Source organism: Vibrio sp. 661 (assembly GCF_033339315.1).
GTDB lineage: Bacteria > Pseudomonadota > Gammaproteobacteria > Enterobacterales > Vibrionaceae > Vibrio > Vibrio alginolyticus.
Map to the genome: position 1 here is coordinate 1 of NZ_JAWOUJ010000013.1, position 25,655 is coordinate 25,655.

Here is a 25,655-nt window from a genome sequence, read left to right on the forward strand (position 1 = left end):
TCCGAAGAAACTATTTGGATTATCATCAACGAGTGCCCACACAGATTGATAGGTCTATATTGTTAAAGAGCTTGCTTTGCGAGAAGTTTTTCTCTCAAAGCGGAGGTGCATTCTAGCGATTTAGTCGTTAGTGTCAAACACTTTTTTAAACTAATTTTTTGTAGAAGCTTTTTACCTCTTCGACCCTGCTGAAGCCTTGTGACGTCTGCCGTGTCGATGGATGCGCATTATAGGGAGAAGATTTTCTTTGGCAATACTAAAAATGCATTTTTTCTAAAAAAACATGCCAAATGGATACTTTCCATCCAACCCTAAAATTACCCAGAAATAACACTCAGGATTTATACAATTTACCCACAAAAAGCTGTGGATAACTACTCATCACTATCAAAGAAATAAGAAATACGCGAACGCGGATTTAGATACTCTTTTACTTTATCCGGTAATTTTGACGGATGAATCGCGTTAACTATCTTTATATCTTTTGAGGCAAGATCAATGATTGGCGCTTGCGTCCTTGGTACTGATGGATCGTAAACCAAAACATTCGGGAATAATAGATGCGATGCATTCACTGAGATAACCAGGCCGACCATATTATTAGAAAGCTGAACTACGGTACCCGGAGGAAACACGCCCATAAACTTAATTAGGATGTTCAGGTTCTCTTCTTTATATAGGTGTTTACAGTTCTTATATAAATGAGAGAGTGCGGTATAAGGAATCTTTTGATCTGAGACTATCGGTGTATGACACAAGTTATCAAACGCATTGGCTACAGCAATAATTTGAGCAAACTCGTTGATCTCATCTCCTTTCAGGCCTTTAGGATAACCAGACCCATCTCTTAGCTCATGGTGCTGCGCGATCACAATTCTCGCGACTTCGGGAAAAGCCTCGATTTGACTCGCAAGATCGACGCCATATTTAGTGTGCAACTTTAAGTAGTTGGTTTCTGGCTCTGTTAGAGGTAGTTGCTTTCTTAATATTGCAGTCGGGATTTTTATTTTCCCGATATCATGGAATAGTGCGGAGAAGGAAAGCTCTTTCAACTGTGCTGCTGAGTACCCTTTAGCACGGCCAATCATCATCGAGATAACAGCCACGTTCAATGAGTGGAAATAAATATCTTCAAACTCATTTTTTCCGTTCATCAGATGTAACGTAACATTATCATCGCACATTAACTTCTCGACGATATCTTCAATAAGAAGCTTTGCTTCATCAACTGCTGCTGTCGGACGGTTACGGATTTTAGTCATGACTGAACGCATACGTGCCAGAGAGCGCTCAAACTCTTTTTCACACTGAATCACGCGTCGACGGTATGCACTTAACTTTTCTATGCGGTTCTGTTTTTCTTGCCACATTTTTTGAGTTTCATGATCTAACGACGCTTCATTTGTTATTCTGTCAGCTTGTCTTTGATCAACAGGGAGTGGAACGGCATCGCTTTGCTCTGGATTAAAGTAAACGAACTTTACGCCGAGGTGGCGGATCATCTCGACTTGCTCTTGGTCTTTAATCTTAAAGCTATTGAGTAGAAAGGGGTGATCGTTCCACTTTAGCGGAAGACGGATATGTAATCCGGGTTGAATACGATCGACCGTTAGTTTAATGGCTGCCACTTATTCACTACTGATTTATATTTCTTAAGAGAGTTAGAATACTAGTAAATTTTGTGAATAAATTCATCAGTAACTATCAAAACATCAAACCGTTATTTCTAAGCGACTCACTTAATTAGATAGAAGTAAGCTACTTTAAGGAGCGATCTGCTTTGCGTATTTTAAGCTTGGCCTCGAACACTGGCTTGTCTATTACTTCTTGATCTTTGACTAGCCCCATTAACGCTTGTACCGCTACACGGGCCATGTCACTGATAGGAAAGTGCACTGCTGATACTGTAGGGTAAAGACTTTCACAAAGATCAACACTGTCAAAGCTAGTTAATGAGATTTGCTCTGGTACAGAAATACTGTGCTCGTGTAAGTACTGCATTGCGCCAACCGTCATTTCTTCACTGCACGAAAAGACAGCCGTCACATCAGGGTGTCGTTGTAAAATTGCAGCCATTGCATCATAACCACTTTGCCGACCATAATTCCCTTCTTCACACCAGCTTTCATCAATATCTATACCAGCATCCTTCATTGCATCAATATACCCAAGCTTTCTCAATACACTGTTATGACGTTGGGATGGACCGGCAATACAAGCAATCTTTCGATGACCACCAGCTAAAAGGTGCTCAACGGCAATACGGCTTGCATGATGATGGTTAAAGGTAACACAACGCTCTTCTATTCCTTCCACGTAGCGATCCAGAAGAACGAAAGGTGTTGGCTGTTTAGCTAATTCACGTAAGTCATCATCTGACAAATAACGACTATGAAGTACATAGCCGTCACAACGTAAATCATTAAAACGCTGAATTGCCTCTTTTTCACCTTGTGCAGAATGATGGCCTTGAGCTGTAATCAAAAACTTCTTATGAATATCCAGCTCGGTCTGAACCTGCTCCATCATCTCGCCAAAGAAGCCCCCCGTATAGTAAGTCACCAATAACCCAACCATATTACTGGATGAGGTTGCGAGTGAACGAGCAATTGCACTAGGACGATAATTCAATTGCGCCATAGCTTGCTCTACTTTTTTTCGAGTTTCCTCGCGAAATTTCCCCTCTCCATTAATAATTCGAGAAACGGTAGAGCGATTTACACCGGCGAGTTCGGCTACATCTTTAATCCTTGCCATAATGCTATTGGGTCCAACTGCAATTGTTATTAAATATTCGTTTGTGTAGAACGGCTGCCAGCAATTCGTAAGGTGCTATAGGGGGCGAAGCTGGCAGCCTTTAATCATACACCGACCATTTGATTGGTAGAAACAAGCTCAGAGTAATCCGTAACAGTTATACCATGATGAGCTAACTGTTCTTTTAAAATGGGAGAGGTAAGAACTTGTAACTCTAGCTCTCGCTGAAGCGCATAGCCACTCTTTAAGATAAGCGCCTGATCGGCCTCTGCCGGGTGGCACATCACCTCAACCAAGTCATAGTCAGCTTTTAAGCTCAATAGATGTGCCATTAAGCCATCCAAGCTCACTTTTTGATCATAAAACTCATCAGTAAAGATATACCTGATTGTCATCGATTCTTGACACAAGCCACTGCCCCGCAGTGGCACTCGGTATTCATTCGCTACTTCTTTAATAACGGGCAAAATTTGAGGGTGAGTATGCGCGTGATGATGGCTATCTAAGTGGCTTAGCTCTAACCCAAGCGATAGAAAATGTTCCACCTGAGCTTTTGCTTCATCATAAACGACCTGAGTTTCGAAGTCCTGCTTACTCCAAAGTTCGTCATAATTGATAAAGTGCGTTCGGCCGTTGGTCAAGTTAGGATGCTTCGTTATAGGCACACCTGCTGTAAACCTAAGATGAACGCCAATTTTCAAGTCTGGATTATGGCGAGCTAGTTCTAAGGCATGTTGCTCAGCATCCATACCCACCATCATGGTGGTTGAATGAACCACACCTTGCTGGTGAGCTTTAACGATGCCGCTATTTACACCTCTCGTTAAACCAAAATCATCAGCATTAAAAATGACTTTCATTGGCGTCCTTCCTTAGTACTACAACGTCGTTAGTTTAAATTGAGGTAAATACGGAGCGTTCACCGCTAGGATATCATCCAGGATTGACTTGGCGCGGCCAATGTCAGGCACCAATGGGTTATTGGTTAATGCCATAAGCGCCTTGTCATAATTACCTTCGACAGCAGCTTCTATTGTTAGCTGCTCATACGCTTTAACTTGATAGAGTAATCCTTTGATATTGTTTGACAACTCGCCAACCGCAAGAGGTTTCGCCCCCCAGCTACCAATCACCGCACTACATTCAATCACAGCATCGTCAGGTAGGCCGTTGATCGCTCCATTATTTAAAACGTTAACAACATGAATACTATTACGATTGTTATAAATTGAATCAACTAGGTTCAGTGATGCATCAGAATAATAAGCACCACCCCGCTCCTCTAACTCTTTCGGCTTATGATCGAGGGTAGGATCTTGATAGAGCTTAAATAGCGCATTTTCTGTTTCCATTACCTGCTCAGCACGAGTGCCTTTTTCATCGGCACTTTGTTTCTCTTCAGCAAGCATGGCATCAGTTTGGTAGAAGTAGCGATGATAAGGACATGGTATCGCCCCCAGTGCTTTTAGAAATGCAGGATCCCACGGCTCTTCCCAGATATTCTTCATACTGAAGTTGGCACCATCACCGACTTTCTCTAATACCGTTTGAGTAATATCTTCCCCATTGAGCCATGCTTTGTGTACCCACACGAGATGGTTTAACCCAGCAAACTCAAGTTGTAGCTCTTTTGGCTCGCACTCCATCATTTCTGCAATCATCATTTCCATTGAAACGGGCACATTGCATAAACCAATACTCTTTACTTTGGTGTACTTACTGACCGCTTCGGAAACTAAACCCGCTGGGTTGGTGAAATTGAGCATCCATGCGTTTGGAGCCAACTCTTCAATGTCTTTACAGATATCAAGAATGACCGGAATGGTTCGCAGAGCTTTAGCAAAACCACCAGGGCCCGTTGTTTCTTGGCCGATGACGTCGTACTTGATTGGGATTCGCTCATCGTTAGCGCGTGCAGCAAGGCCACCAACACGAAACTGCGTCATCACAAAATCCGCATCTTTTATCGCAGCACGGCGATCGAAACCGGCTTTTATCTCAATTTTTGCGCCGGCTTTATCGACCATTCGCTGAGCCAATCCTTTGATGATCTCAAGCTTCTCAGCTCCTGACTCAATGTCCACAAAATGGATTTTCTTAACGGGTAAATATTCTAAGCGCTTAATAACCCCTTCAACCAATTCCGGGGTATAGCTACTACCACCGCCAATAATGGCAAGTTTGATCGCCTCTCTAGACATTTTCATCCCCCTTTATTTGTTCGAGATTTTTTTGTTCAGTGCGACGATTTCTACAGCCATCTCTTGAGCCAAAATCGTAGTCATTAGGTGATCTTGAGCATGCACCATCACTAACGTCATCGGGACTTTCCCTTCTCCCTGATCTTCTTCAATAAGCTGAGTCTGTATTAAGTGGGCTTTATTAATGCACTCTCTTGCTTGAGAGAGCTTCTCATCAGCCGCTTCAAAATCTTGTTCTCGAGATAAACGCAATGCCTCGTAGCTTAAACTTCTGGCTTCACCAGCATTGCAAATGATCTCCATTACAACCAATTCTTGTTCCATCATTTTCTCTCCGAAAATCGGGCCGCGGTAATTGCGGCCCATTAAGCACAGTTAAGCAGTAACGCCTTCGCCTGACGGCTGCGTGTCACCTTTAGTTTCCTTCGTCGTTGGTAGTTCTTGCTCCAACATTTGCTTCTCAAACATTTTGAAGAATGGGAAGTAAATGATTAGATCAAGAATTAATAAACCAATGACGAGCAATACTGGCGCAAAGGTCCAACCGCTACCCCACGAAGCACCTATCAGTGCCGGTGTTGTCCAAGGTGTTGTAGCGACACCCATACCCACAAAGCCGACATGCACAGCAAAATACGCAATCGTAGCGTTGATGACTGGAGCGAAGACGAACGGGATAAACAAGGTCGGGTTCATCACAACTGGGCTACCGAAGATCACTGGTTCGTTGATTTGGAAAAAGCCAGGCACCGCACTCATTCGACCAATGCTCTTAAGGTGAACAGAACGGCTAAACGACATCAGCATAACAAGAGCAAGTGTTGCACCAGAGCCGCCAATAAAGATGTAAAAATCCCAGAACGGTTGAGTAAATACATTTGGAATCGGTTCACCTGCAACAAAGGCTTCAATGTTGGCACCAATGTTGGTCAAAAAGATTGGAGAAAGCAGTCCAACAACAATTGCAGCACCATGAATACCCGCAAACCAAAGCAGCTGGCAAAGCAATAAAGCGCCAATAATGGCAGGCAATGAGTTAGACGCACTAATTAGCGGTTTAAAGATAGCCATAACAGCATCTGGAATCAGCATGTCGTACTGGGTTTGTACGAAAAGGCTAAGTGGATATAAGGTAATGAATATCGCTAAGACTGGTAGCAATACTTCAAATGATCGCGCAATCGCCGGTGGCACCTGCTCTGGCATGCGAATCGTAATATTGTGCTTTTTCATAAAACGGTAGAGCTCCACCGAGAAAAATGCACACATCACTGCGGTGAAGATCCCGGTTCCGCCCATGTGAGACATAGACAACGCGCCATCTTTAGCTGGGGCCGCAATGAGTAAAAAAGACATTAGTGACAATACAGCACTCGTGATCCCATCCATCTTGTAAGCCTTCGCTAAACTATAAGCAACGCCCAGCGAAACAAAAATGGTCATGATCCCCATCGACATGTTGTAGGGCATCATTATGGTATCAAAATGTGTAGTGGCGAAATCGAGCCAAATTCGACCAAAAGTAAAGGTTGTATCTTCGGCAAATGGGGGGAATGCAAAAATCAAAATGAAACTACCGACAATAATAAACGGCATTGCGACAATAAAACCGTCTCTCATTGCGCGAACATGGGGCTGATTCCCCACTTTAGCTGCTATAGGGGCTATATGCTTTTCGACTGCGCCTATAATTGCGTCATAAAGCTTCATAGAATCCATCCTTATTTTAGGCAAAAGAATCCCGCATCAAATATTTATATTTGATGTACAGTTATCTTTTTAATTTAAAACTATAGTTTAGTTAATTAATTCTAATGCTTGCTCTAGTACTTCTTCTCCCTTCATCATTCCATAATGCTGAGGAGAAATAGCATCAATGTTTTTACCATGCTCTTGCGCCGTTTTTCTTAGCTCTTCTAGCTGAAAACGTATTTGAGGCCCGAGAAGACAAACATCGTACTCTTTAATTACATCTTCAAACGCATTCACTGACATTGCATCAATTTTGCACTCAATTCCTTTATTTTCAGCAGCTTGCTCCATTTTCTTAACAAGCATACTGGTTGACATCCCTGCGCTACAGCATAAAAGGATCTTTTTCATAACCTTACTCCCGTTGTGTAAATTTCAACCTGTAAAAACTGTAGCAAAAATAACCAAGACAAAAAAGCGCAACCGGTTGCATTATTCGTGAACACAATCCCAATTTAGAAAATACCACCTATTTTTTTGTAATTATTTAGGTCTAGGATAAAAGTCATAAAATAATTTAAGACATCACATTAAGTTTCAAATTATCAATATTTTACTACTGACAACGTCGTTATTAATTTCTTAAAAGGAATAGAGAATGAAATTTAATAAATTGGCTATTGCAACGCTTGTAAGTGCCGCACTATCACAACACTCATTTGCTCAAACCGACACTAAAGGCACCATTTATCTAACGTTTGATGATGGACCAATCAATGCATCTATTGACGTTATTCAAGTACTTAACCAGGAAGATATCAAAGCGACGTTTTACTTTAATGCTTGGCATTTAGATGGAATTGGTGATGAGAATGAAGACCGTTCCCTAGAAGCCTTAAAGCTCGCATTAGACACTGGTCATATTGTTGCGAACCACAGTTACGATCACATGGTGCACAACTGCGTGGATGAATTTGGACCGAACAGTGCTGCGGAGTGTAATGCGACCGGGGACCACCAGCTTAACTCGTATCAAGACCCTGTTTACGATGCCTCAATGTTTACGGAAAACTTATCTGTGTTAGCAAAGTATTTGCCGAACATTACAAGCTACCCGAACTACAAGGCAACAGAGTTTGCTAGACTGCCCTACACCAACGGTTGGCGCGTGACGAAAGACTTCAAAGCAGATGGGTTATGCGCCACGTCTGATAACCTTAAACCTTGGGAACCAGGATATGTATGCGATACATCCAACCCATCCAACAGTGTAAAAGCAGCTATCGAGGTTCAAAATATCCTAGCGAATAACGGCTATCAAACTCACGGTTGGGATGTGGACTGGGCACCCGAAAATTGGGGCATTGAAATGCCAGCAAACAGCCTTACAGAAGCAGAAGCATTTCTTGGATATGTGGATTCCGCGTTAAACACTTGTGCACCAACAACGATTAAGCCGCTCAACTCCAAAGCTCAAGAGTTCCCATGTGGTACACCTTTACACGCCGATAAAGTTATCGTATTAACTCACGAGTTCCTATTTGAAGATGGTAAGCGTGGCATGGGTGCAACGCAAAACCTACCTAAGCTCGCTAAGTTTATACAGTTAGCAAAACAAGCGGGTTATGACTTCGACACAATGGATAACTACACACCGAACTGGCAAGTTGGTCATAACTACGACGCTGGCGATTACGTCTTACACCTAGGTACTGTATACCAGGCTGTAACAAACCATACTGCACAACAAGATTGGGCACCGTCTCCAACCTCTAGCCTTTGGACAAATGCAGACCCAGCCACTAACTGGACTCAGAATGTTTCCTATAAACAAGGTGATGTGGTGACTTATCAAGGTTTGCGTTATCTAGTTGATGTACCGCACGTGTCCCAAGCAGACTGGACTCCGAACACTCAAAATACCTTGTTCACAGCTCTATAGGCTGTTCCTACTATCACCATGTAGTAGTTTGCGCGAGGCATACCCCTCGCGCTTTTTTGTTTTGAAGATCCAGATACAACAAAGCCCCGACTTTCATCGAGGCTCTGTCTTAAAATATGGTACCGGTGGACGGAGTTGATTGGACTGGCATTCCTGCCGCCACCGCGAAGGCAACGCTAACTTCCTTTTGATATTTACGAGCACCTAAAACGACGAAAGGCCGCTATAAAAGCGACCTTTCTATGTATGGTACCGGTGGGCGGACTTGAACCGCCACGCCCGAAGGCAACGGATTTTGAATCCGTCGTGTATACCAATTTCACCACACCGGCATCTTTGGGCTATTGCCCTTTGATGGTTGGCATTATACGTAAGCTTTTGACCTGCGCAAGCAGAAATACCTTAAATAACTATCGTTTGCTGATAATTTCGCCACAAAGTGTGACAAAGCTGTACTCATAAGAAACGTACGCTCCATTTTCTACTACTCTTCCAGATGAAAATGAGTATACGAAACTCTTTTTAAGTTCTATTCACTGTAATATCAGAAACATAACCACTCCCAATGCTCGACAACGCATTATGTAGCATCTCTGCGGCATCTTCTGCTTGCATGAAGTGACTCGTGTCCATCGTATTGCCGCTTGTTTTCCAGAATTCCGTATCCATTCCACCAGGATAAACCGCGATGATTTTCATAGGTTTTCCTTTTAGCTCCAAACGAACCGACTCAATTAATCCTTTGATGGCCCATTTCACTGCACAATACGTAGACTCTTGCGCTTTAGGTTGTTGCGCGGCTGTGGACATGATCATGACCACTTTTATTGGATGATCTTTGTAACGCTTTACTAACTCTCTTAGCACATGAATCGCAGAATTCAGGTTGTTATCAATCAACTTTTGAATCTCTTCCGGCTCCTGCTCTTCCAGTAAGCCAAAATAACCACTTCCCGCACTATGAATGACCATTTCAGGGGACTGTTTCACCCCATCAAAGAGCTGTTTCACATTTTGGTGCAATGAGAGGTTGCAAGCTTGATAACCAACGTTATGAGAGAGTTGTTTTGCTAGTGCGGATAGTTTTTCTGTATTTCTTCCTATTACATACGTCTCTTTGCCTTCCGCATCATAACGCTTTGCTAGTTCCGCCCCTAAGCCGCTACTTGCACCTGTAATTACAATCATGCGCTACCTCTTTTCAATCACATACTTTTAATTCATCTATCAATTAAGGTAACAGAATCGTGGTAATTCACACCTCAAGAGCACCATTCTTTGAAGCAAGCAGCTTTCTTACTTTCGTGATGCATGAAATATCAAGCAGAACGACGGGCATTTAACCTATGCTTAAGCAAGAATAACTTTCTGAATTTTCTATCGACTTTCTAGTGAGAACTGAATAGGAGCAAAGAATGACTGGGTCAAAATGGCAGTGGTTACTGAAACAGATGACACGAAAACTGTGGGTCCGGACGTCACTCTACGCATTACTAGCTGTTGCTACCGCCTTAATGTCGATTGTTTTAAACCAGTTCATTACTTTGCCCCCAGCCATCAACGTCAGCAAGGATTTGTTGAACAACATATTAAATATCCTCGCAACCTCCATGCTTGCAGTGACTACATTCTCTCTCAATATTATGGTCTCAGCGTACAGTGCCGCTAGTGCAGGGGTAACGCCGCGAGCGACAAAACTGTTGATGGAAGACAGCACAACACAAAATGCCTTAGCAACCTTTCTTGGCTCTTTTCTATTTAGTTTGGTAGGAATTATCGCGCTAGGTATTGGGGCCTATCATCAACAAGCACAAATTTATCTATTCATCGTGACTATCGCCGTAATCGTGATGATCATACTCACTCTGCTACGTTGGATTCAGCACCTTTCCGTACTAGGAAGGGTCAGTGAAACCACTTCATACGTAGAGCAAGCCTTGTTAGATGCGATAAGAAAACGGGGCAAAGAGCGCTGGCTAGGTGCTCACCCATGGAGCCACCCAGAGCATAAGCCCAGAGGAAGTAAACCTATTTTGAGCCAAGAAATTGGCTACTTACAGCATGTTGATATGCATCACCTCGATAGTATTGCTGAAGCAAACCAATGCACCATCTACCTTGAGCGACAACCGGGAAGTTTTGTGTACGTAGGTCAACCATTGGCTTGGGTTTGTGGAGAATTGCCAGACGAAAGCGAAGTAACGGCAGCCTTCACGATTCGAACGGAGCGTTCATATGATCAGGACCCTCGCTTTGGTTTAGTCGTTATGGCGGAAATCGCCTCACGAGCACTATCTCCGGCTGTAAATGATAATGGCACCGCGATTGACGTTCTTGGGCGTTCTGTACGAGCACTTTCATTATGGGGAGACCTACTCAGTGAGCCGCCTACCAAAACTCGATATCCTAGACTATTTGTGCCCGCATTGAGCTGCCAGGATTTGTTTGATGATGTCTTTTTGCCGATAGCACACGATGGTGCAGCGCAACTCCAAATACAGATTCGCCTACAAAAGGCCTTGCTAGCTCTCTCTAGTATGCACCCTAAGTTATTTTTGTCACCAGCAATCAAGCTGTCAGAAAAAGCTTTAGAGCTTTCATTAAGCCAACATTATACCGAAGATGAGAAACACCAACTCTCTCAGCTATCTAATCTGGTCACAGACCAAAAAGCCAATGGTTAAGAGAGTCGAATTCAGTTGAAACATATTGCTGCACGGCCTCGTGTATCATGACATGTGCTGATAACGTAGGGCTGAAAAGTCACTTCGTTTATACACAATTAAAGACTCTGTGCGTTAGGTCTCTTTTCTCTTGGTGAGGGAATCTATATTCTGACGCACAATTTTTAAGGTAAGTGATGGAATAATGACAACGTCTACAACTCTTCCACCTGCTGGTCTCTTTCGTCGACTTGCAGCGTTGATTTACGACACATTAATTATTATCGCAATTGAAATGATGGCCGCTGGTATTGTTATGGCCGTTTTGTTTGCACTAAATGCAGCAGGATTGTTGAGCTATGGCGAGTACGCAGATGCCGCAGATATGCTCGGAAAGCACCCTGTATTGAGCCCTCTATTTACACTTTATCTTGCGGGTGTGTGGATATATTTCTTTGTGTTCTTCTGGACGCGAGCAGGACAAACTCTTGGGATGCGCGCTTGGAAGCTTCGAGTTCGCAATGCCAAAGACGGAGCACCAATTACGGTAACTCAAGCTCTGATTCGTATTTCGACATCTGGCTTTGGCTTGGCAAATCTGACTGTACCGATTGATCCGAAGAAACGTGGTTTCCACGACATTTGGGCCAAAACAGAGGTTGTTGTATTACCTAAGGCAAATTAACTTGTCTAGGAACACAAAAAAGGAAGGCGTAATGCCTTCCTTTTACATTTGGTTCGGTAAAACTTGGTTTATTCGATGATGCTTCAGTTATAGCTTTCTTCGTAGCAGTGCAATCGCAATAGCTAAGAACACCAAACTCGGGGCCAAAGCACCAAACACTGGGGATATGCCATACACCAAGCTTAATGGACCAAAGAACTCACTGGATATGTAAAAAGTAAACCCGGCAACCACGCCCGACAATACCCTTGCCCCCATGGTCACGCTTCTGAGTGGACCGAAAACAAAAGATAGCGCCATTAACATCATCACAGCAATTGAAAGCGGCTGAGTCAACTTACGCCAAAACGCCAACTCATAGCGAGATGCATCTTGTTCCGATGCTTTCAGGTAAGTCACATAATCATACAAACCGCTCAGTGACAGTTCTTCTGGCTTCACGGTCACCACAGCTAGCTTATCTGGTGCCAAAGAGGTGTGCCACTCCATCTGTTCGATGTCTTGCTTTGAAATTACGTTTTCATTTTCCATGTCCGTTATTTGTACGTAGCGCATCAGCCAGTTGTTATCTTGTTGGTAGTCGACTTCTTCGGCGAAAATAACTTTTTGTAGATTCTTATCATCATCAAAACGCCACATATTTAAAGCATAAAGCTTGTCGTCTTCGACTTTACCGATAAAGATAAAGTCGTTTGCGTCACGAGCCCACACACCTGAGCGCACAGACACAATGCTACCACCTGATATCGCAAACGCACGTAAGTCACGGGCCATCTTCTGGGCCTCAGGAGCGCCCCATTGACCTAACGCCATAACGACAATCATGAGCGGGACGGCCGTTTTTAGTACCGATAACCCGATATCCAGCTTAGAGAAACCAGCAGCTTGCATCACCACCAGCTCAGAGCTTGAAGCCAACATACCTAAGCCGATCAGGGCACCGAGTAATGCCGCCATTGGAAAGAACATTTCGATATCACGCGGCACACTGAGTAACACAAAGTACAACGCATGAGTGAGGTCGTACACACCTCGCCCTACTTTACGTAGCTGTTCTACATATTTGATGATGCCCGATAAGCCAACAAACGTCGCTAAAACCAAGGCAGTGGTAGAGATGATGGTTCTACCGATGTAAAGGTCTAAGATTTTGAACACAGCTTACGCGAGCCTCTTCTTGCGGAATTTGTCTTTTATTCGTCTAGCAGCAACGCTGTCCATCATATTCGCCATGATAGCAACAATCAGCAACATCGCATTGATTGGCCACATACCAATAGCAGCCGGGATGTCACCATCTTCTAATGCAGATTTGGTTGCACTGATCGCCAAGAAATACGCTAGATAGATCAGAATCGCAGGCCCCATTTTGGCAAACCGTCCCTGACGCGGATTCACCGCAGACAAAGGAATAACGAGCATTGTTAAGAGTGGAATACACACAAATAACGAAATTCGCCATTGTAGCTCCGCTTGCGCCTCTGGATCTGGGTGACCTATCAAGTCAACCGTTGGGTATGCTTCCCAGTCTCGCCCTTTCTTTTTGACCTCACGTTGGCCGATAACACCTTCGTATTCATCGAATTTCGTGATCATATATTCAACGCGAGTAGGCACACCTTCATAACGCGTACCTTCTTTCATAGTGATGATCTGACGACCGTCCGAAAGCTCTTTTACTTCACCAGAAGATGAGAACATCACACTCGGTAACACCGAATCTCGAGGGCGCATCTGCGCAACAAAAACGTTGCTCAAGGTATTGTCTTTAATGTCATCGATGAACACAACCGATGAACCGTCTGGTGTACCTTGGAACTGGCCTTTTTTAAGTAGGTCAACGCTGTTTTCTGACGCTACCTGCTCATAAAGCTGCTCAACGCGGTCTTGAGACCACGGCGATAGCCACAACGCATTGAAAGCCGCCACCGCTGAAGTAATCAACGCTAGGTATAAGGCCGCTTGAACCAAGAATTTATTACCAATACCTGTCGCGTTCATTACGACAATTTCGCTCTCTGCATACAGACGACCAAATGTGATCAATATGCCGATATACAGACTTAAAGGCAGCATTAACAGACCCATTGCTGGCATGTTCAAACCAACAATCGAGAAAATCAATCCAGCAGGAATATCCCCATCAGAAGCATCAGCAAGAACACTTATGAATTTCTGGCTTACAAACACCAAAAAAAGTACGAAAAAAATCGCAAATTGGCTCTTGAGTGTTTCGCGGATCAAATATCTAACAATAATCACGCTGAAATTACCTATACAAAACTTGTTTTTTTGGTCGAATCACTATAGTTTCCCGTTGAACCATTTATTTTTTTAAAAATTATAAACTAGATGTTAGTCGCTTAATCAGCTCTGCATGTAAGCCTGGAGCTAAAATTCAACAAGTAAGCGATCATTATCTAACATTTAGAGCAATTTGTCTTCAGGATGTAGGAGTACGCATGGAGTTCAGTGTAAAAAGTGGCAGTCCAGAGAAACAACGTAGCGCATGTATCGTTGTTGGTGTGTTTGAACCACGTCGCCTTTCTCCAGTAGCCGAACAACTTGATAAAATCAGTGACGGTTACATCAGTTCACTACTTCGCCGTGGTGATCTAGAGGGTAAACCTGGTCAGATGCTGCTACTGCATCAAGTACCAGGTGTTTTGTCAGAGCGCGTTTTACTTGTTGGTTGCGGCAAAGAGCGTGAACTTGGCGAGCGCCAGTACAAGGAAATCATTCAAAAGACGATCAGCACACTTAACGAGACAGGCTCAATGGAAGCGGTATGTTTCCTAACTGAACTGCATGTTAAGGGTCGTGATACATACTGGAAAGTGCGCCAGGCTGTAGAAGCGACTAAAGATGGTCTATACACATTTAATCAATTCAAGAGCGTGAAACCTGAGACTCGCCGCCCACTGCGCAAGCTTGTTTTCAACGTACCAACGCGTCGTGAATTGAACTTGGGTGAAAAAGCAATCACTCATGGTCTTGCTATCGCATCAGGTGTCAAAGCCTCAAAAGACCTTGGCAACATGCCGCCAAACGTAGCTAATCCAGCTTACCTTGCTTCTCAAGCTCGTCGTCTAGCGGACGATTACGAAACCGTAACCACCAAAATTATTGGTGAGCAAGAGATGGAAAAACTGGGTATGACCTCTTACCTAGCAGTAGGCCGTGGTTCTAAAAACGAATCTATGATGTCTATCATCGAGTACAAAGGTAACCCTGACTCAGATGCAAAACCGATTGTGCTCGTAGGTAAAGGTCTAACCTTCGACTCAGGCGGTATCTCTCTAAAGCCGGGCGAAGGTATGGATGAGATGAAGTACGACATGTGTGGTGCGGCATCGGTATTCGGTACAATGAAAGCGCTAGCGAAGCTAAACCTACCAATCAACGTTATTGGTGTTCTAGCGGGCTGTGAAAACATGCCTGGCAGCAACGCTTACCGTCCAGGTGACATCCTAACGACCATGTCTGGTCAAACTGTAGAAGTTCTGAACACGGATGCTGAAGGCCGTCTTGTTCTTTGTGACGCACTGACTTACGTAGAGCGTTTCGAACCAGACTGCGTGGTTGACGTTGCAACGCTAACTGGTGCTTGTGTTATCGCACTAGGCCACCATATCAGCGGTGTAATCTCTAACCACAACCCTCTTTCTCATGAGCTAGTAAACGCTTCTGAGCAAGCGAGTGATCGTGCATGGCGTCTACCAATGGCAGACGAGTACCACGAACAGTTGAAGAGCCCGTTTGCGGATATGGCAAACATTGGTGGTCGCCCTGGTGGCACAATTACTGCGGGTTGCTTCTTATCTAAGTTCGCGAAGAAGTATAACTGGGCACACGTCGATATCGCAGGTACCGCGTGGAAATCAGGCGCAGCGAAAGGCTCAACGGGCCGTCCTGTCTCAATGCTTGTCCAATTCCTTTTGAACCGCAGCGGCCAAGAGACAGAAGAGTAATTTCTGAACAGAATCTAAAAGGGCCGCAAGGCCCTTTTTTATTATCCTAATTTTCTAAAATGAAAGTGGGACTTAAGATGGTCTTAGGAAGAGACCCAAGGCAAGTGAGAGAATGATGCAAACTGCAACCTTCTACATCATTAACGAAGAGAGCCCGCAAGCAACGGTGGCTGGCTTTGAAGAATACATCGTGTTTTTGGCTCAGCACTTTGCTCGCCAAGGCGCTAAAGTGTATTTAAACTGCCAAGACAAACCACACGCCGAGCAGCTCGCTGAAGCCTTTTGGCAAGTTGATGCAGACAAGTTCATGGCACATAACCTCGTAGGCGAGGGACCGAAATACGCCACCAATATTGAAATCGGCCATGAAGGTGTAAAACCTAATTGGAACCGTCAGCTGGTAATTAATTTGGCGGAAAATGAGACAACCTTTGCGAACAAGTTTGCTCAAGTGGTAGACTTCGTGCCCTGCGAAGAAAAAGCTAAACAACTCGCAAGAGAAAGATATAAAATTTACCGTCAAGCAGGTTACCAGCTGCAAACGATCGAAATTCAATATCCTTAACGGTCAATCCTTATAGTTAAGGCGATCTTGTTAAGATCCCTCACTTATAAAGATTGACTAAGATTCAACCATCAACGTATCCATTAAAAGAGCGCTATGGAAAAGACATACAACCCAACTTCAATCGAACAAGCTCTGTATCAGACTTGGGAAGAGAAAGGCTACTTTAAGCCACACGGTGACACTACTAAAGAATCATACAGCATCATGATCCCGCCACCGAACGTCACTGGTAGCCTACACATGGGCCACGCGTTCCAAGATACGATCATGGATACGCTTATCCGTTGTGAACGTATGAAGGGTAAAAACACCCTTTGGCAAGTAGGTACTGACCACGCTGGTATCGCAACTCAGATGGTTGTTGAGCGTAAGATCGCTGCAGAAGAAGGCAAAACAAAACACGATTACGGTCGTGAAGCTTTCATCGACAAAATCTGGGAATGGAAAGGCGAATCTGGCGGCACTATCACAAAGCAGCTTCGTCGTCTTGGCGCATCTGTAGACTGGGATCGTGAACGCTTTACGATGGACGATGGTCTATCTAACGCCGTTCAAGAAGTCTTCGTACGTCTATACGAAGACGATCTAATCTACCGCGGTAAGCGTCTGGTTAACTGGGATCCAAAGCTACACACAGCGATTTCAGATCTAGAAGTAGAGAACAAAGACACTAAAGGCCACATGTGGCACTTCCGCTACCCACTAGCAGATGGCGCTAGAACAGCCGATGGCAAAGACTACATCGTTGTTGCAACGACTCGTCCAGAGACCGTGCTAGGCGATACGGGTGTTGCAGTTAACCCAGAAGATCCACGTTACAAAGATCTTATCGGTAAAGAAATCATCCTTCCTATCGTTGATCGTCGCATCCCAATCGTGGGCGATGAGCACGCAGATATGGAAAAAGGTACTGGCTGTGTGAAAATCACACCTGCGCACGACTTCAACGACTACGAAGTAGGTAAGCGCCACCAGCTACCAATGATCAACATTCTGACTTTCGACGCAAACATCCGTGATGCTTCTGAAGTATTCAACACCAACGGTGAAGCAAGCGACGCTTACAGCACTGAGCTACCAGCTAAATACCACGGTATGGAGCGTTTTGCCGCTCGTAAAGCTATCGTTGCTGAATTCGACGAGCTAGGCCTACTTGAAGAAGTGAAAGATCACGATCTACAAGTTCCTTACGGCGACCGTGGTGGCGTGGTTATCGAACCAATGCTAACTGACCAATGGTACGTACGTACTGCGCCTCTAGCGAAAACTGCAGTTGAAGCAGTAGAAAACGGCGACATCCAATTTGTTCCTAAGCAGTACGAAAACATGTACTTCTCTTGGATGCGTGACGTTCAAGACTGGTGTATCTCTCGTCAGCTATGGTGGGGTCACCGCATCCCAGCTTGGTACGACAACCAAGGTAATGTTTACGTAGGTCGCACTGAAGAAGAAGTTCGTAAGAACAACAACCTAGAGTCAGTCATTGAACTTCACCAAGACGAAGACGTACTGGATACGTGGTTCTCTTCTGCACTATGGACATTCGGTACTCAAGGTTGGCCAGAGCAAACTGACGACCTGAAAGTATTCCACCCTTCAGACGTTCTAGTAACTGGTTTCGACATCATCTTCTTCTGGGTTGCGCGCATGATCATGATGACCATGCACTTCGTGAAAGACGAAAACGGCAAACCACAAGTACCATTTAAGACGGTTTACGTTACTGGTCTAATCCGTGACGAAAACGGCGACAAGATGTCTAAGTCGAAAGGTAACGTACTTGACCCAATCGACATGATCGATGGTATCGACCTAGAGTCTCTCGTAGAGAAGCGTTGTGGCAACATGATGCAGCCTCAACTAGCGAAGAAGATCGAGAAGAACACTCGTAAGACGTTTGAAAACGGTATCGAAGCATACGGTACAGACGCACTGCGTTTCACTCTTGCAGCAATGGCATCAACAGGTCGTGATATCAACTGGGATATGAAGCGTCTTGAGGGTTACCGTAACTTCTGTAACAAACTATGGAACGCAAGCCGTTACGTAATGATGAACACAGAAGAGCAAGATTGTGGCTTCAACGGTGGTGAGATTGAATACTCACTAGCAGACAAATGGATCGAGTCTCAGTTTGAACTTGCAGCGAAAGCGTTCAACAACCATATCGACAACTTCCGTCTAGATATGGCTGCGAACACACTTTACGAATTCATCTGGAACCAATTCTGTGACTGGTACCTAGAGCTAACTAAACCCGTTCTATGGAAAGGTACTGAAGCGCAACAGCGTGGTACTCGCCGTACACTAATCACGGTACTTGAGAAGACGCTACGTCTGGCTCACCCTGTGATTCCTTACATCACAGAAACTATCTGGCAAAGCATCAAGCCACTAGTTGACGGTGTTGAGGGCGAGACAATCATGCTACAAACTCTGCCTCAGTTTGACGAAGCGAACTTCCACCAAGAAGCGCTAGACGACATCGAGTGGGTGAAAGCGTTCATCACTAGCATCCGCAACCTACGTGCTGAATACGACATCAACCCTGGTAAGCCGCTTGACGTTATGCTGAAAGCAGCAAATGCAGAAGATGCCTCTCGTCTAGAAGCAAGCAAACAAGTACTGATGTCACTAGCGAAGCTAGAAGCAGTACGCGTGCTTGAAACTGGCGAACAAACTCCTGCATGTGCGACAGCACTGGTTGGCAAGTCTGAGCTGATGATCCCAATGGCAGGTCTGATCGACAAAGATGCTGAGCTTGCTCGTCTAGATGGCGAAATCAAGAAGACTCACGGCGAAATCAAGCGTATCGAAGGCAAACTGGGCAACGAAGGCTTCGTAGCGAAAGCACCTGAAGCAGTTGTTGCTAAAGAGCGTGAGAAGCTTGAAGGCTACAAAGAGACACTAGCTAAGCTAGAAGTGCAGAAGACAACGATCGCTGCGCTTTAAGCCTCAGTGAAAGAGAAGAATTAACACTTCTCACTTTTGGTTCAAAAGGTTGGTCATCATGGCCAACCTTTTTTGTATACATTTCACCAAAACCATCATCAATAGCTTCCCCCTATCACAACAATACTCATTACCCATTAGCATTAATGAGAATTATTATCGATAATAAGCTCATCGAAACAAACACGATTGAGTAATTATCATGAAAAAGACACTAACTTTCGCAGCACTGCATTTTACTATCGCATTTAGTGTCGCTTACGTACTCACAGGCGACATTCTAATTGGTAGTTTAATTGCCATGATTGAGCCTTCAGTGAACACCGTAGCCTTCTACTTTCATGAAAAGGCATGGGCAAAAGTCCCAGCACTTAAAGCTCGTCAGTGGATGACCAAATTAAAAACCGCAAGCTTTGCGACCGTGCACTTCAGCGTCGCTTTTACCGTGGTTTACTTACTAACAGGTGATGCATTTGTCGGCGGCGTAATGGCGATGTTAGAGCCAAGTTTGAACACGGTGGCTTACTACTTCCACGAGAAAGTATGGATGCGTAAATCATCAGAAAAAACTCCAGCACCGCAGTTTTGTTTACATCACCACGCTTAAACATGGAGGCTCACTACGTCTCCTAACGAGCAAAATGACATTTACCATTGACAAGGTTGCGCACCGCAATTAATTTAATTGCGGTACGCAACTTTATTTTTAGAGGTAAGTGATAATGAACGCTCGTCAACTTCGACACTACTCCCGTCAAGCCGTCCGATTGCTTGGTATGCTTGATAAACAATGCGGCGATGTCGCTCTCACTCCAGTGCAAGCGCACGCATTGGGTGAAATCCAATTGCAGCCATTGACCATCAATCAGCTGGCACAGCAGCTTAATGTCGACAAGTCCAACGCGAGCCGAACCGTTACTGGTTTGATTAAATTAGGTTTGGTCGAGAGCATCGAAAACCCAAAAGACAAACGTAGTCAACTCGTCGCGATTACAGAGCAAGGCCAACTGGCGTTATCGCAACTGGACCAACAGCAAAACCACTTCTTTGAACAACTGCTTACCCAACTCGATGACAGCGAGCAAGAGCAACTCAAACTTGGTCTAGAGACTTACCTAAAAGGGCTAACAAAAGTGTGTCAGTCTGAGGAATACGTTCTTCGACCTCTTACTAAAGCAGACAACCCGCAAGTCGCAGATGTGATTCGTAAAGTCTCTGCTGAATACGGCTTAACCGCAGACAAAGGTTATGGTGTGGCCGATCCAACGCTTGATGATATGTATTCGGTGTACAATCAAAACAGGGCCGCCTATTGGGTCATTGAACATCGCGGAGAGATCGTTGGTGGCGGTGGCTTTGCCCCTTTAGCTGGCGAGCCAAATGTGTGTGAACTACAAAAGATGTACTTCTTACCTCAAACACGAGGACACGGTTTAGCCAAACGCATCGTCGCATTGAGCTTACAATTGGCGAAACAATTTGGGTATCAGCAGTGCTATTTAGAGACAACTGAATGTCTGAGAGAAGCGGTAAGCTTGTATGAAAAGCTAGGCTTTGAGCATCTCGATGCCCCGCTTGGACAAACAGGGCATGATGCATGTGAAGTCGTAATGCTTAAGATGCTGTAATAGATAATATTATTAGACGTTAAAGCACAACATGGGTAACACAAAGCTCCTGGCTCAAGGCAACAGTGAAGTTTTGGTGCTGCCCATCCAACTCAACAGACAACTGGTAGAGATCACTTGGATCAGGATCAGTAAGATCGGCATACTTTGGCGCTTCGATCTGGAATAAAGCGCTCGCATGCTCCGCTCGGACATCAATAGGAATATGGTAAGTCATACCATTAAACTTAACCGATGCAGAGACCAGACCCGGCGCAAAAGTTTGATAGTACAAGTCGACTTTAAACTCGCAACCACCACCGTGGTGCCAAATCTGCTCGGTTGCCACGCGGTCTAAACGTACATTGCGAATGAACTGCAGATACGGCTCTTGCCATACCCCTAAGCGCTCGTCACTCTTTTGGTATTCATGATCTGCAAGTGAACACAACTCCGGTTTATCCTCATCCAACAGAAGATCTTCTTCTTCCTCAAGGAATAGGATCTCAAAACGGTTGCGCCCCATCTGCATGAACGGGCGAATGTCTTTCTTGTAGACATTTTGAGAACCGTCACAGTCAAACAATGCTACTCCGTTCAAACGCACTTCTGCATGGTAATCCACACCACCCAACACCATTTCTACCGCTGGGAATGCCATCATGGATTCGTCCACTTCAATGTCATGCATCAGGTGCCACTCTTGCTGACGAATTGCTTCTTCTGTCAGTTCAGCTGGCAATACCTGACTCAAAGGAGCAGGGAAAGTAATGTCATCCTGTGGGATAGAAAGGTCCGTCAGTGGAGAGACTTGCCATAAACCGGCGAGTGAGAGTTGCATATACACCTTGAGCTAGATCAATTTTCACGCATTATAGGGAGAAACCCCCTATAAACTCAATGTGAATTATTTATCGCCTCCACATTCGTCAGTTTTTCAAGGTATAAAAAAACCAGCGTTAAACGCTGGTTTTTCCAAAAGTAGTGAGCTTTGATTACTCGTCGTCTTCATCTTCTTCAGGGTAAAGCGCATCTTCGCCTTCGTAGTACGTACCCCAACCGTCATAGATTATGTCGTATTTTTCTGCCAAGTGAATCAATTTTTCAACTTGCGCATCAATCGCTTCTGCGTCTAGTGCGGACTCCATCGTCGCATCACAGCAAAGCAACTTGTTACCATCTTCATCTTCAGTTTCTTCTGCTTCAAGAACTTCAAAGCCCATCTTGAATGCTTCAACTACCGCTTTTTCTAGCGTGTCAAAATCTTCGGCAAACAGGTGGTGCTCAATTTCGTATAGCGAATCTGGATCGCTGCCATCTTCTAGCAATGCTGCAATGATATCGCGAGTCTCTTCCTTTTGAATCTCAATTAATTCTTCTACTGATAGATATTCATCTTCGTGAGACATGTTTTGGCTCCAGATTAGTTACTTGATGGAAACACAATACCCGATACTGAGTATGCTGATCCGGTGAAATATGGCATGGATTGCGATGAAAAGCCACAAACAAACATCATACCACTGCGATTCTTATCGGTTATTTGAATCTAAATATTAAACCGACCACACAAAGAAACAAAAAATTAACAAAGAATGGCATTTTTTAATATTCAGAACATCCTAATTGACACTTAATGTGGTTATTTTCTCTTTCTATGCGTGTTTATGATGCTTTCTTGAATACACTCACGTGTAAAACGAAGAAGCATAACGAATAAATTCACTTTAATAATGCATAATTTAGAATAAAAATGCACGTTTTATGCACTGTGCGTGTATTCTTTCTCAACGGGAAAATTAGAATAAAAACGCACGCACTCTAATTTTAGCAAAATAGCATTTATATCTAATAATAAATTTAATAAGAATCAAAATAAAAATAAAAAACTCACAAAACCAGAAACACCAGAATATAAACAAAGCTTGATAACTTGCATCTTTCTAGGAAGCTTGTCATAACTAATGGCTGGAAAATTTGTAAGGATACAAAATGAGCAAGCTGTACGTTGGATCAGAAGTTGGTCAACTTCGACGAGTTCTATTAAATCGCCCTGAACGCGCCCTAACCCACTTAACTCCGTCAAACTGTCATGAGTTGCTATTTGATGACGTTCTTGCTGTAGAAGCGGCAGGTGAAGAGCACGATGCATTCGCACGTACGCTGCGCGAGCAAGACGTTGAAGTGCTTCTCCTCCACGATTTACTGGTCGAAACCCTCGCCGTTCCAGAAGCAAAACAATGGCTGCTGAACACTCAGATTTCTGACTTTCGTTACGGGCCAACCTTTGCGCGAGACCTACGCCAATACTTTTCAGAAATGGATGATGAACACCTTGCCTGCATCTTTTTAGGTGGCTTAGCTTACTCAGAGCTACCGATCTCCTCATCTTCTATGCTGCCAAAAATGAAGCGTCCTCTCGACTTTGTTATTGAGCCACTGCCTAATCACCTCTTTACTCGTGATACCTCATGCTGGGTTTATGGTGGTGTATCGCTCAACCCAATGATGATGCCTGCACGCCAACGTGAAACAAACCACTTACGTGCGATTTATCGTTGGCACCCAATTTTTGCTGGCCAAGATTTTATCAAATACTTCGGTGACGATGATCTGCATTATGATAATGCGAATGTCGAAGGCGGTGATGTGTTGGTTATTGGTAAAGGTGCAGTTCTTATCGGTATGTCTGAGCGTACGACTGCTCAAGGTGTAGAGAACCTTGCAGCGAGCCTATTTAAAGCAGGCCAAGCTACCGAAGTTATTGCAATTGATCTGCCTAAACACCGTTCATGTATGCATTTAGACACTGTGATGACCCATATGGATGTAGATACTTTCTCTGTCTACCCAGAGATCATGCGCAAAGATCTCGACACATGGCGCTTAACACCAAAAGGCAACGGTGAAATGCATGTTGAAGCCTCACATAACTATCTGCACGCGATTGAGTCCGCTCTTGGCTTAGATCAGCTGAAAATCATCACCACGGGTGGTGACAGCTATGAAGCGGAACGCGAACAATGGAATGATGCCAATAACGTTCTAACTGTAAAACCGGGCGTAGTAATTGGTTACGAACGCAATGTATACACCAACGAAAAATACGATAAAGCTGGCATCAAAGTACTGACAGTACCTGGTAACGAGCTTGGTCGTGGTCGCGGTGGCGCTCGCTGTATGAGCTGTCCAATAGAACGAGACGATATATAACTTACTCGTCCCTTTACATTAGGTGAATCAAAACTAAGGTTGATGTGAATACATCAACCTTTTTTAGCTTTAATTAAAAATAATTATTCACAATAAAAGCATTTATATGTTTTAATGAATTCTATTAATCTAATCACATGTACTAAGGGACGAGCTATGGCTTTCAATTTACGTAACCGCAACTTTTTGAAGCTATTGGACTTCTCAACCAAAGAAATCCAGTTTTTGCTCGAACTGTCTGCAGAGCTAAAAAAAGCTAAATATGCAGGAACAGAGCAGAAGAAACTTCAAGGTAAAAACATCGCACTAATCTTTGAGAAATCTTCGACTCGTACCCGATGTGCGTTTGAAGTCGCTGCCTTTGACCAAGGTGCTCAAGTCTCTTACATCGGCCCTTCTGGCTCGCAAATCGGTCATAAGGAATCGATGAAAGACACCGCTCGCGTCCTTGGTCGTATGTATGACGGGATTGAATACCGAGGCTTTGGCCAATCCATTGTTGAAGAGCTTGGTACTTATGCTGGTGTTCCAGTGTGGAATGGTTTAACGGATGAGTTCCACCCAACCCAGATCCTTGCTGACTTCCTGACCATGCAAGAGCACGGCCGTGGTAAACAGCTACATGAAGTAACCTTCGCTTACCTAGGTGATGCGCGCAACAACATGGGTAACTCACTTATGGTGGGCGCAGCGAAAATGGGCATGGATATTCGCCTTGTCGCGCCAAAAGCGTTCTGGCCTGAAGAAGATCTCGTGGCAACTTGTCAAACTATCGCGCAACAAACCGGTGCAAAAATCACGTTAACAGAAAGCGTTGAGGAAGGTGTGAAAGGTTGTGACTTCCTATACACCGACGTTTGGGTGTCTATGGGTGAGTCTGCCGAGGCATGGGATGAACGTGTAGCGTTAATGACACCTTATCAAATCAATATGGACGTGATTAAGCAAACGGGTAATCCACATGTGAAATTCATGCACTGCCTTCCAGCTTTCCACAATGATGAAACCACCGTCGGCAAAGAAGTCGCTGAAAAATACGGTATGAAAGGCCTTGAAGTAACAGAAGAGGTATTTGAATCGGAATACTCCATCGTATTCGACGAAGCTGAAAACCGTATGCATACCATCAAAGCCGTGATGGTTGCGACGCTAGGAAGCTAAACCAGCGCGCAAAAACAGCCGATAAAAACCATGATGTAATCGCTTGCGCTCACGAAAGTTAAGCGTATAATGCTCGGCAATTTGTCTGAGGATTAAGAAATGACCACGCTGATTGCTGACGTAAAAACGCGATTTGCTCTCGCTAAGCGACTACGCTTACGTGGTGTTATTTTCGTTAATTCTATTGAATTTTAAAACCTCCCCATTGGGGAGGTTTTTTTATGTCCAAAATTCCTTTCGGTT

General features: G+C 44.2%; 23 protein-coding genes and 1 tRNA gene. 11 read left to right on the forward strand and 13 right to left on the reverse strand.

The window, feature by feature from the left end; genetic code table 11:
• Positions 1–374 precede the first annotated feature (374 nt).
• From R7P69_RS18510 to R7P69_RS18540, 7 genes are all read right to left on the reverse strand, one after another.
• Entirely contained in the window at positions 375–1,628 is a 1,254-nt protein-coding gene (locus tag R7P69_RS18510) for an HD-GYP domain-containing protein (protein WP_226084036.1), read from the reverse strand.
• 130 nt (positions 1,629–1,758) lie between these two features.
• Positions 1,759–2,757 (reverse strand): LacI family DNA-binding transcriptional regulator, encoded by a 999-nt coding sequence (locus R7P69_RS18515; protein ID WP_226084035.1) that lies wholly within the window; start codon positions 2,755–2,757, stop codon positions 1,759–1,761.
• Positions 2,758–2,861: 104 nt separating this feature from the next.
• Positions 2,862–3,617: a chitin disaccharide deacetylase gene (gene chbG, locus R7P69_RS18520; protein ID WP_226084034.1), complete on the reverse strand. Its 756-nt coding sequence runs from the start codon at positions 3,615–3,617 to the stop codon at positions 2,862–2,864.
• Positions 3,618–3,635: 18 nt separating this feature from the next.
• The gene (locus R7P69_RS18525) at positions 3,636–4,958 is read right to left on the reverse strand and encodes a 6-phospho-beta-glucosidase (protein ID WP_151514325.1); all 1,323 of its coding nucleotides are present in this window, start codon (positions 4,956–4,958) and stop codon (positions 3,636–3,638) included.
• A 12-nt stretch (positions 4,959–4,970) separates the two neighbouring features.
• The gene (locus R7P69_RS18530; protein ID WP_031777269.1) at positions 4,971–5,282 is read right to left on the reverse strand and encodes a PTS lactose/cellobiose transporter subunit IIA; all 312 of its coding nucleotides are present in this window, start codon (positions 5,280–5,282) and stop codon (positions 4,971–4,973) included.
• A 51-nt stretch (positions 5,283–5,333) separates the two neighbouring features.
• Positions 5,334–6,668 (reverse strand): PTS sugar transporter subunit IIC, encoded by a 1,335-nt coding sequence (locus R7P69_RS18535; RefSeq protein WP_005381064.1) that lies wholly within the window; start codon positions 6,666–6,668, stop codon positions 5,334–5,336.
• An 87-nt stretch (positions 6,669–6,755) separates the two neighbouring features.
• A complete protein-coding gene (locus R7P69_RS18540) occupies positions 6,756–7,061 on the reverse strand; it encodes a PTS sugar transporter subunit IIB (RefSeq protein WP_318121644.1) in 306 nt (101 codons plus the stop codon).
• Positions 7,062–7,308: 247 nt separating this feature from the next.
• Between R7P69_RS18540 and R7P69_RS18545 the strand changes: the two genes are divergently transcribed.
• The gene (locus R7P69_RS18545; protein ID WP_318121645.1) at positions 7,309–8,592 is read left to right on the forward strand and encodes a carbohydrate-binding protein; all 1,284 of its coding nucleotides are present in this window, start codon (positions 7,309–7,311) and stop codon (positions 8,590–8,592) included.
• Positions 8,593–8,839: 247 nt separating this feature from the next.
• Here the strand turns inward: R7P69_RS18545 and R7P69_RS18550 are convergent.
• Together R7P69_RS18550 and R7P69_RS18555 are read right to left on the reverse strand one after the other, a co-directional pair.
• Positions 8,840–8,924, reverse strand: a tRNA-Leu gene (locus R7P69_RS18550).
• A gap of 190 nt (positions 8,925–9,114) precedes the next feature.
• A complete protein-coding gene (locus tag R7P69_RS18555) occupies positions 9,115–9,780 on the reverse strand; it encodes an SDR family NAD(P)-dependent oxidoreductase (protein WP_318121646.1) in 666 nt (221 codons plus the stop codon).
• 227 nt (positions 9,781–10,007) lie between these two features.
• On the opposite strand from R7P69_RS18555, the gene R7P69_RS18560 reads away from it, so the two are divergent.
• Both R7P69_RS18560 and R7P69_RS18565 read left to right on the forward strand, forming a co-directional pair.
• Positions 10,008–11,276: a DUF2254 domain-containing protein gene (locus R7P69_RS18560; RefSeq protein ID WP_005385537.1), complete on the forward strand. Its 1,269-nt coding sequence runs from the start codon at positions 10,008–10,010 to the stop codon at positions 11,274–11,276.
• A 184-nt stretch (positions 11,277–11,460) separates the two neighbouring features.
• On the forward strand, positions 11,461–11,940 hold the full coding sequence (locus R7P69_RS18565) for an RDD family protein (RefSeq protein ID WP_086047050.1): 480 nt from the start codon (positions 11,461–11,463) through the stop codon (positions 11,938–11,940).
• Between the two features lie 87 nt (positions 11,941–12,027).
• Here R7P69_RS18565 and lptG read toward each other — a convergent pair whose 3' ends face one another.
• Together lptG and lptF are read right to left on the reverse strand one after the other, a co-directional pair.
• The gene (gene lptG, locus R7P69_RS18570; RefSeq protein ID WP_005381071.1) at positions 12,028–13,098 is read right to left on the reverse strand and encodes an LPS export ABC transporter permease LptG; all 1,071 of its coding nucleotides are present in this window, start codon (positions 13,096–13,098) and stop codon (positions 12,028–12,030) included.
• 3 nt (positions 13,099–13,101) lie between these two features.
• Positions 13,102–14,202 carry an LPS export ABC transporter permease LptF gene (gene lptF / locus R7P69_RS18575; protein ID WP_005381072.1) on the reverse strand — a complete coding sequence of 367 codons (1,101 nt, stop codon included), beginning with the start codon at positions 14,200–14,202 and terminating at the stop codon, positions 13,102–13,104.
• Positions 14,203–14,402: 200 nt separating this feature from the next.
• Here lptF and pepA point away from each other — a divergent pair, with 200 nt between their 5' ends.
• From pepA to R7P69_RS18600, 5 genes are all read left to right on the forward strand, one after another.
• Positions 14,403–15,911 carry a leucyl aminopeptidase gene (gene pepA / locus R7P69_RS18580; protein WP_005381073.1) on the forward strand — a complete coding sequence of 503 codons (1,509 nt, stop codon included), beginning with the start codon at positions 14,403–14,405 and terminating at the stop codon, positions 15,909–15,911.
• A 115-nt stretch (positions 15,912–16,026) separates the two neighbouring features.
• A complete protein-coding gene (locus tag R7P69_RS18585; RefSeq protein ID WP_031777270.1) occupies positions 16,027–16,476 on the forward strand; it encodes a DNA polymerase III subunit chi in 450 nt (149 codons plus the stop codon).
• Between the two features lie 96 nt (positions 16,477–16,572).
• Positions 16,573–19,431, forward strand: coding sequence for a valine--tRNA ligase (locus R7P69_RS18590; protein WP_238952123.1), 2,859 nt, complete (start codon positions 16,573–16,575; stop codon positions 19,429–19,431).
• Between the two features lie 202 nt (positions 19,432–19,633).
• Positions 19,634–20,038: a DUF2061 domain-containing protein gene (locus R7P69_RS18595; RefSeq protein ID WP_169628884.1), complete on the forward strand. Its 405-nt coding sequence runs from the start codon at positions 19,634–19,636 to the stop codon at positions 20,036–20,038.
• A 115-nt stretch (positions 20,039–20,153) separates the two neighbouring features.
• Positions 20,154–21,059, forward strand: a complete 906-nt coding sequence (locus tag R7P69_RS18600; RefSeq protein ID WP_080960120.1) for a bifunctional helix-turn-helix transcriptional regulator/GNAT family N-acetyltransferase — start codon at positions 20,154–20,156, stop codon at positions 21,057–21,059.
• Between the two features lie 19 nt (positions 21,060–21,078).
• On the opposite strand, the gene R7P69_RS18605 is transcribed toward R7P69_RS18600, so the two are convergent.
• Both R7P69_RS18605 and rraB read right to left on the reverse strand, forming a co-directional pair.
• Positions 21,079–21,879 (reverse strand): glycosyl hydrolase 2 galactose-binding domain-containing protein, encoded by an 801-nt coding sequence (locus R7P69_RS18605; protein WP_104975633.1) that lies wholly within the window; start codon positions 21,877–21,879, stop codon positions 21,079–21,081.
• 154 nt (positions 21,880–22,033) lie between these two features.
• Positions 22,034–22,447, reverse strand: a complete 414-nt coding sequence (rraB, locus tag R7P69_RS18610) for a ribonuclease E inhibitor RraB (RefSeq protein ID WP_005381081.1) — start codon at positions 22,445–22,447, stop codon at positions 22,034–22,036.
• 583 nt (positions 22,448–23,030) lie between these two features.
• Here rraB and arcA point away from each other — a divergent pair.
• From arcA to R7P69_RS18625, 3 genes are all read left to right on the forward strand, one after another.
• Positions 23,031–24,251 carry an arginine deiminase gene (gene arcA, locus R7P69_RS18615; protein WP_005381082.1) on the forward strand — a complete coding sequence of 407 codons (1,221 nt, stop codon included), beginning with the start codon at positions 23,031–23,033 and terminating at the stop codon, positions 24,249–24,251.
• A 156-nt stretch (positions 24,252–24,407) separates the two neighbouring features.
• Positions 24,408–25,412 (forward strand): ornithine carbamoyltransferase, encoded by a 1,005-nt coding sequence (locus tag R7P69_RS18620; protein WP_042523477.1) that lies wholly within the window; start codon positions 24,408–24,410, stop codon positions 25,410–25,412.
• A gap of 99 nt (positions 25,413–25,511) precedes the next feature.
• Positions 25,512–25,607, forward strand: coding sequence for a hypothetical protein (locus tag R7P69_RS18625; RefSeq protein WP_005381084.1), 96 nt, complete (start codon positions 25,512–25,514; stop codon positions 25,605–25,607).
• Positions 25,608–25,655 lie beyond the last annotated feature (48 nt).

Excerpts from the sequence above, each read along its gene's own strand:
- R7P69_RS18595 (WP_169628884.1), top strand. The coding sequence starts at position 19,634 with ATGAAAAAGACACTAACTTTCGCAGCACTGCATTTTACTATCGCATTT.
- chbG (WP_226084034.1), bottom strand. The coding sequence starts at position 3,617 with ATGAAAGTCATTTTTAATGCTGATGATTTTGGTTTAACGAGAGGTGTA.
- R7P69_RS18560 (WP_005385537.1), top strand. The coding sequence starts at position 10,008 with ATGACTGGGTCAAAATGGCAGTGGTTACTGAAACAGATGACACGAAAA.
- R7P69_RS18565 (WP_086047050.1), top strand. The coding sequence starts at position 11,461 with ATGACAACGTCTACAACTCTTCCACCTGCTGGTCTCTTTCGTCGACTT.
- R7P69_RS18585 (WP_031777270.1), top strand. The coding sequence starts at position 16,027 with ATGCAAACTGCAACCTTCTACATCATTAACGAAGAGAGCCCGCAAGCA.
- R7P69_RS18600 (WP_080960120.1), top strand. The coding sequence starts at position 20,154 with ATGAACGCTCGTCAACTTCGACACTACTCCCGTCAAGCCGTCCGATTG.
- R7P69_RS18590 (WP_238952123.1), top strand. The coding sequence starts at position 16,573 with ATGGAAAAGACATACAACCCAACTTCAATCGAACAAGCTCTGTATCAG.
- R7P69_RS18530 (WP_031777269.1), bottom strand. The coding sequence starts at position 5,282 with ATGGAACAAGAATTGGTTGTAATGGAGATCATTTGCAATGCTGGTGAA.
- arcA (WP_005381082.1), top strand. The coding sequence starts at position 23,031 with ATGAGCAAGCTGTACGTTGGATCAGAAGTTGGTCAACTTCGACGAGTT.
- R7P69_RS18555 (WP_318121646.1), bottom strand. The coding sequence starts at position 9,780 with ATGATTGTAATTACAGGTGCAAGTAGCGGCTTAGGGGCGGAACTAGCA.
- R7P69_RS18605 (WP_104975633.1), bottom strand. The coding sequence starts at position 21,879 with ATGCAACTCTCACTCGCCGGTTTATGGCAAGTCTCTCCACTGACGGAC.
- R7P69_RS18545 (WP_318121645.1), top strand. The coding sequence starts at position 7,309 with ATGAAATTTAATAAATTGGCTATTGCAACGCTTGTAAGTGCCGCACTA.
- R7P69_RS18620 (WP_042523477.1), top strand. The coding sequence starts at position 24,408 with ATGGCTTTCAATTTACGTAACCGCAACTTTTTGAAGCTATTGGACTTC.
- pepA (WP_005381073.1), top strand. The coding sequence starts at position 14,403 with ATGGAGTTCAGTGTAAAAAGTGGCAGTCCAGAGAAACAACGTAGCGCA.
- rraB (WP_005381081.1), bottom strand. The coding sequence starts at position 22,447 with ATGTCTCACGAAGATGAATATCTATCAGTAGAAGAATTAATTGAGATT.
- R7P69_RS18525 (WP_151514325.1), bottom strand. The coding sequence starts at position 4,958 with ATGTCTAGAGAGGCGATCAAACTTGCCATTATTGGCGGTGGTAGTAGC.
- R7P69_RS18535 (WP_005381064.1), bottom strand. The coding sequence starts at position 6,668 with ATGAAGCTTTATGACGCAATTATAGGCGCAGTCGAAAAGCATATAGCC.
- R7P69_RS18625 (WP_005381084.1), top strand. The coding sequence starts at position 25,512 with ATGACCACGCTGATTGCTGACGTAAAAACGCGATTTGCTCTCGCTAAG.
- R7P69_RS18540 (WP_318121644.1), bottom strand. The coding sequence starts at position 7,061 with ATGAAAAAGATCCTTTTATGCTGTAGCGCAGGGATGTCAACCAGTATG.
- R7P69_RS18515 (WP_226084035.1), bottom strand. The coding sequence starts at position 2,757 with ATGGCAAGGATTAAAGATGTAGCCGAACTCGCCGGTGTAAATCGCTCT.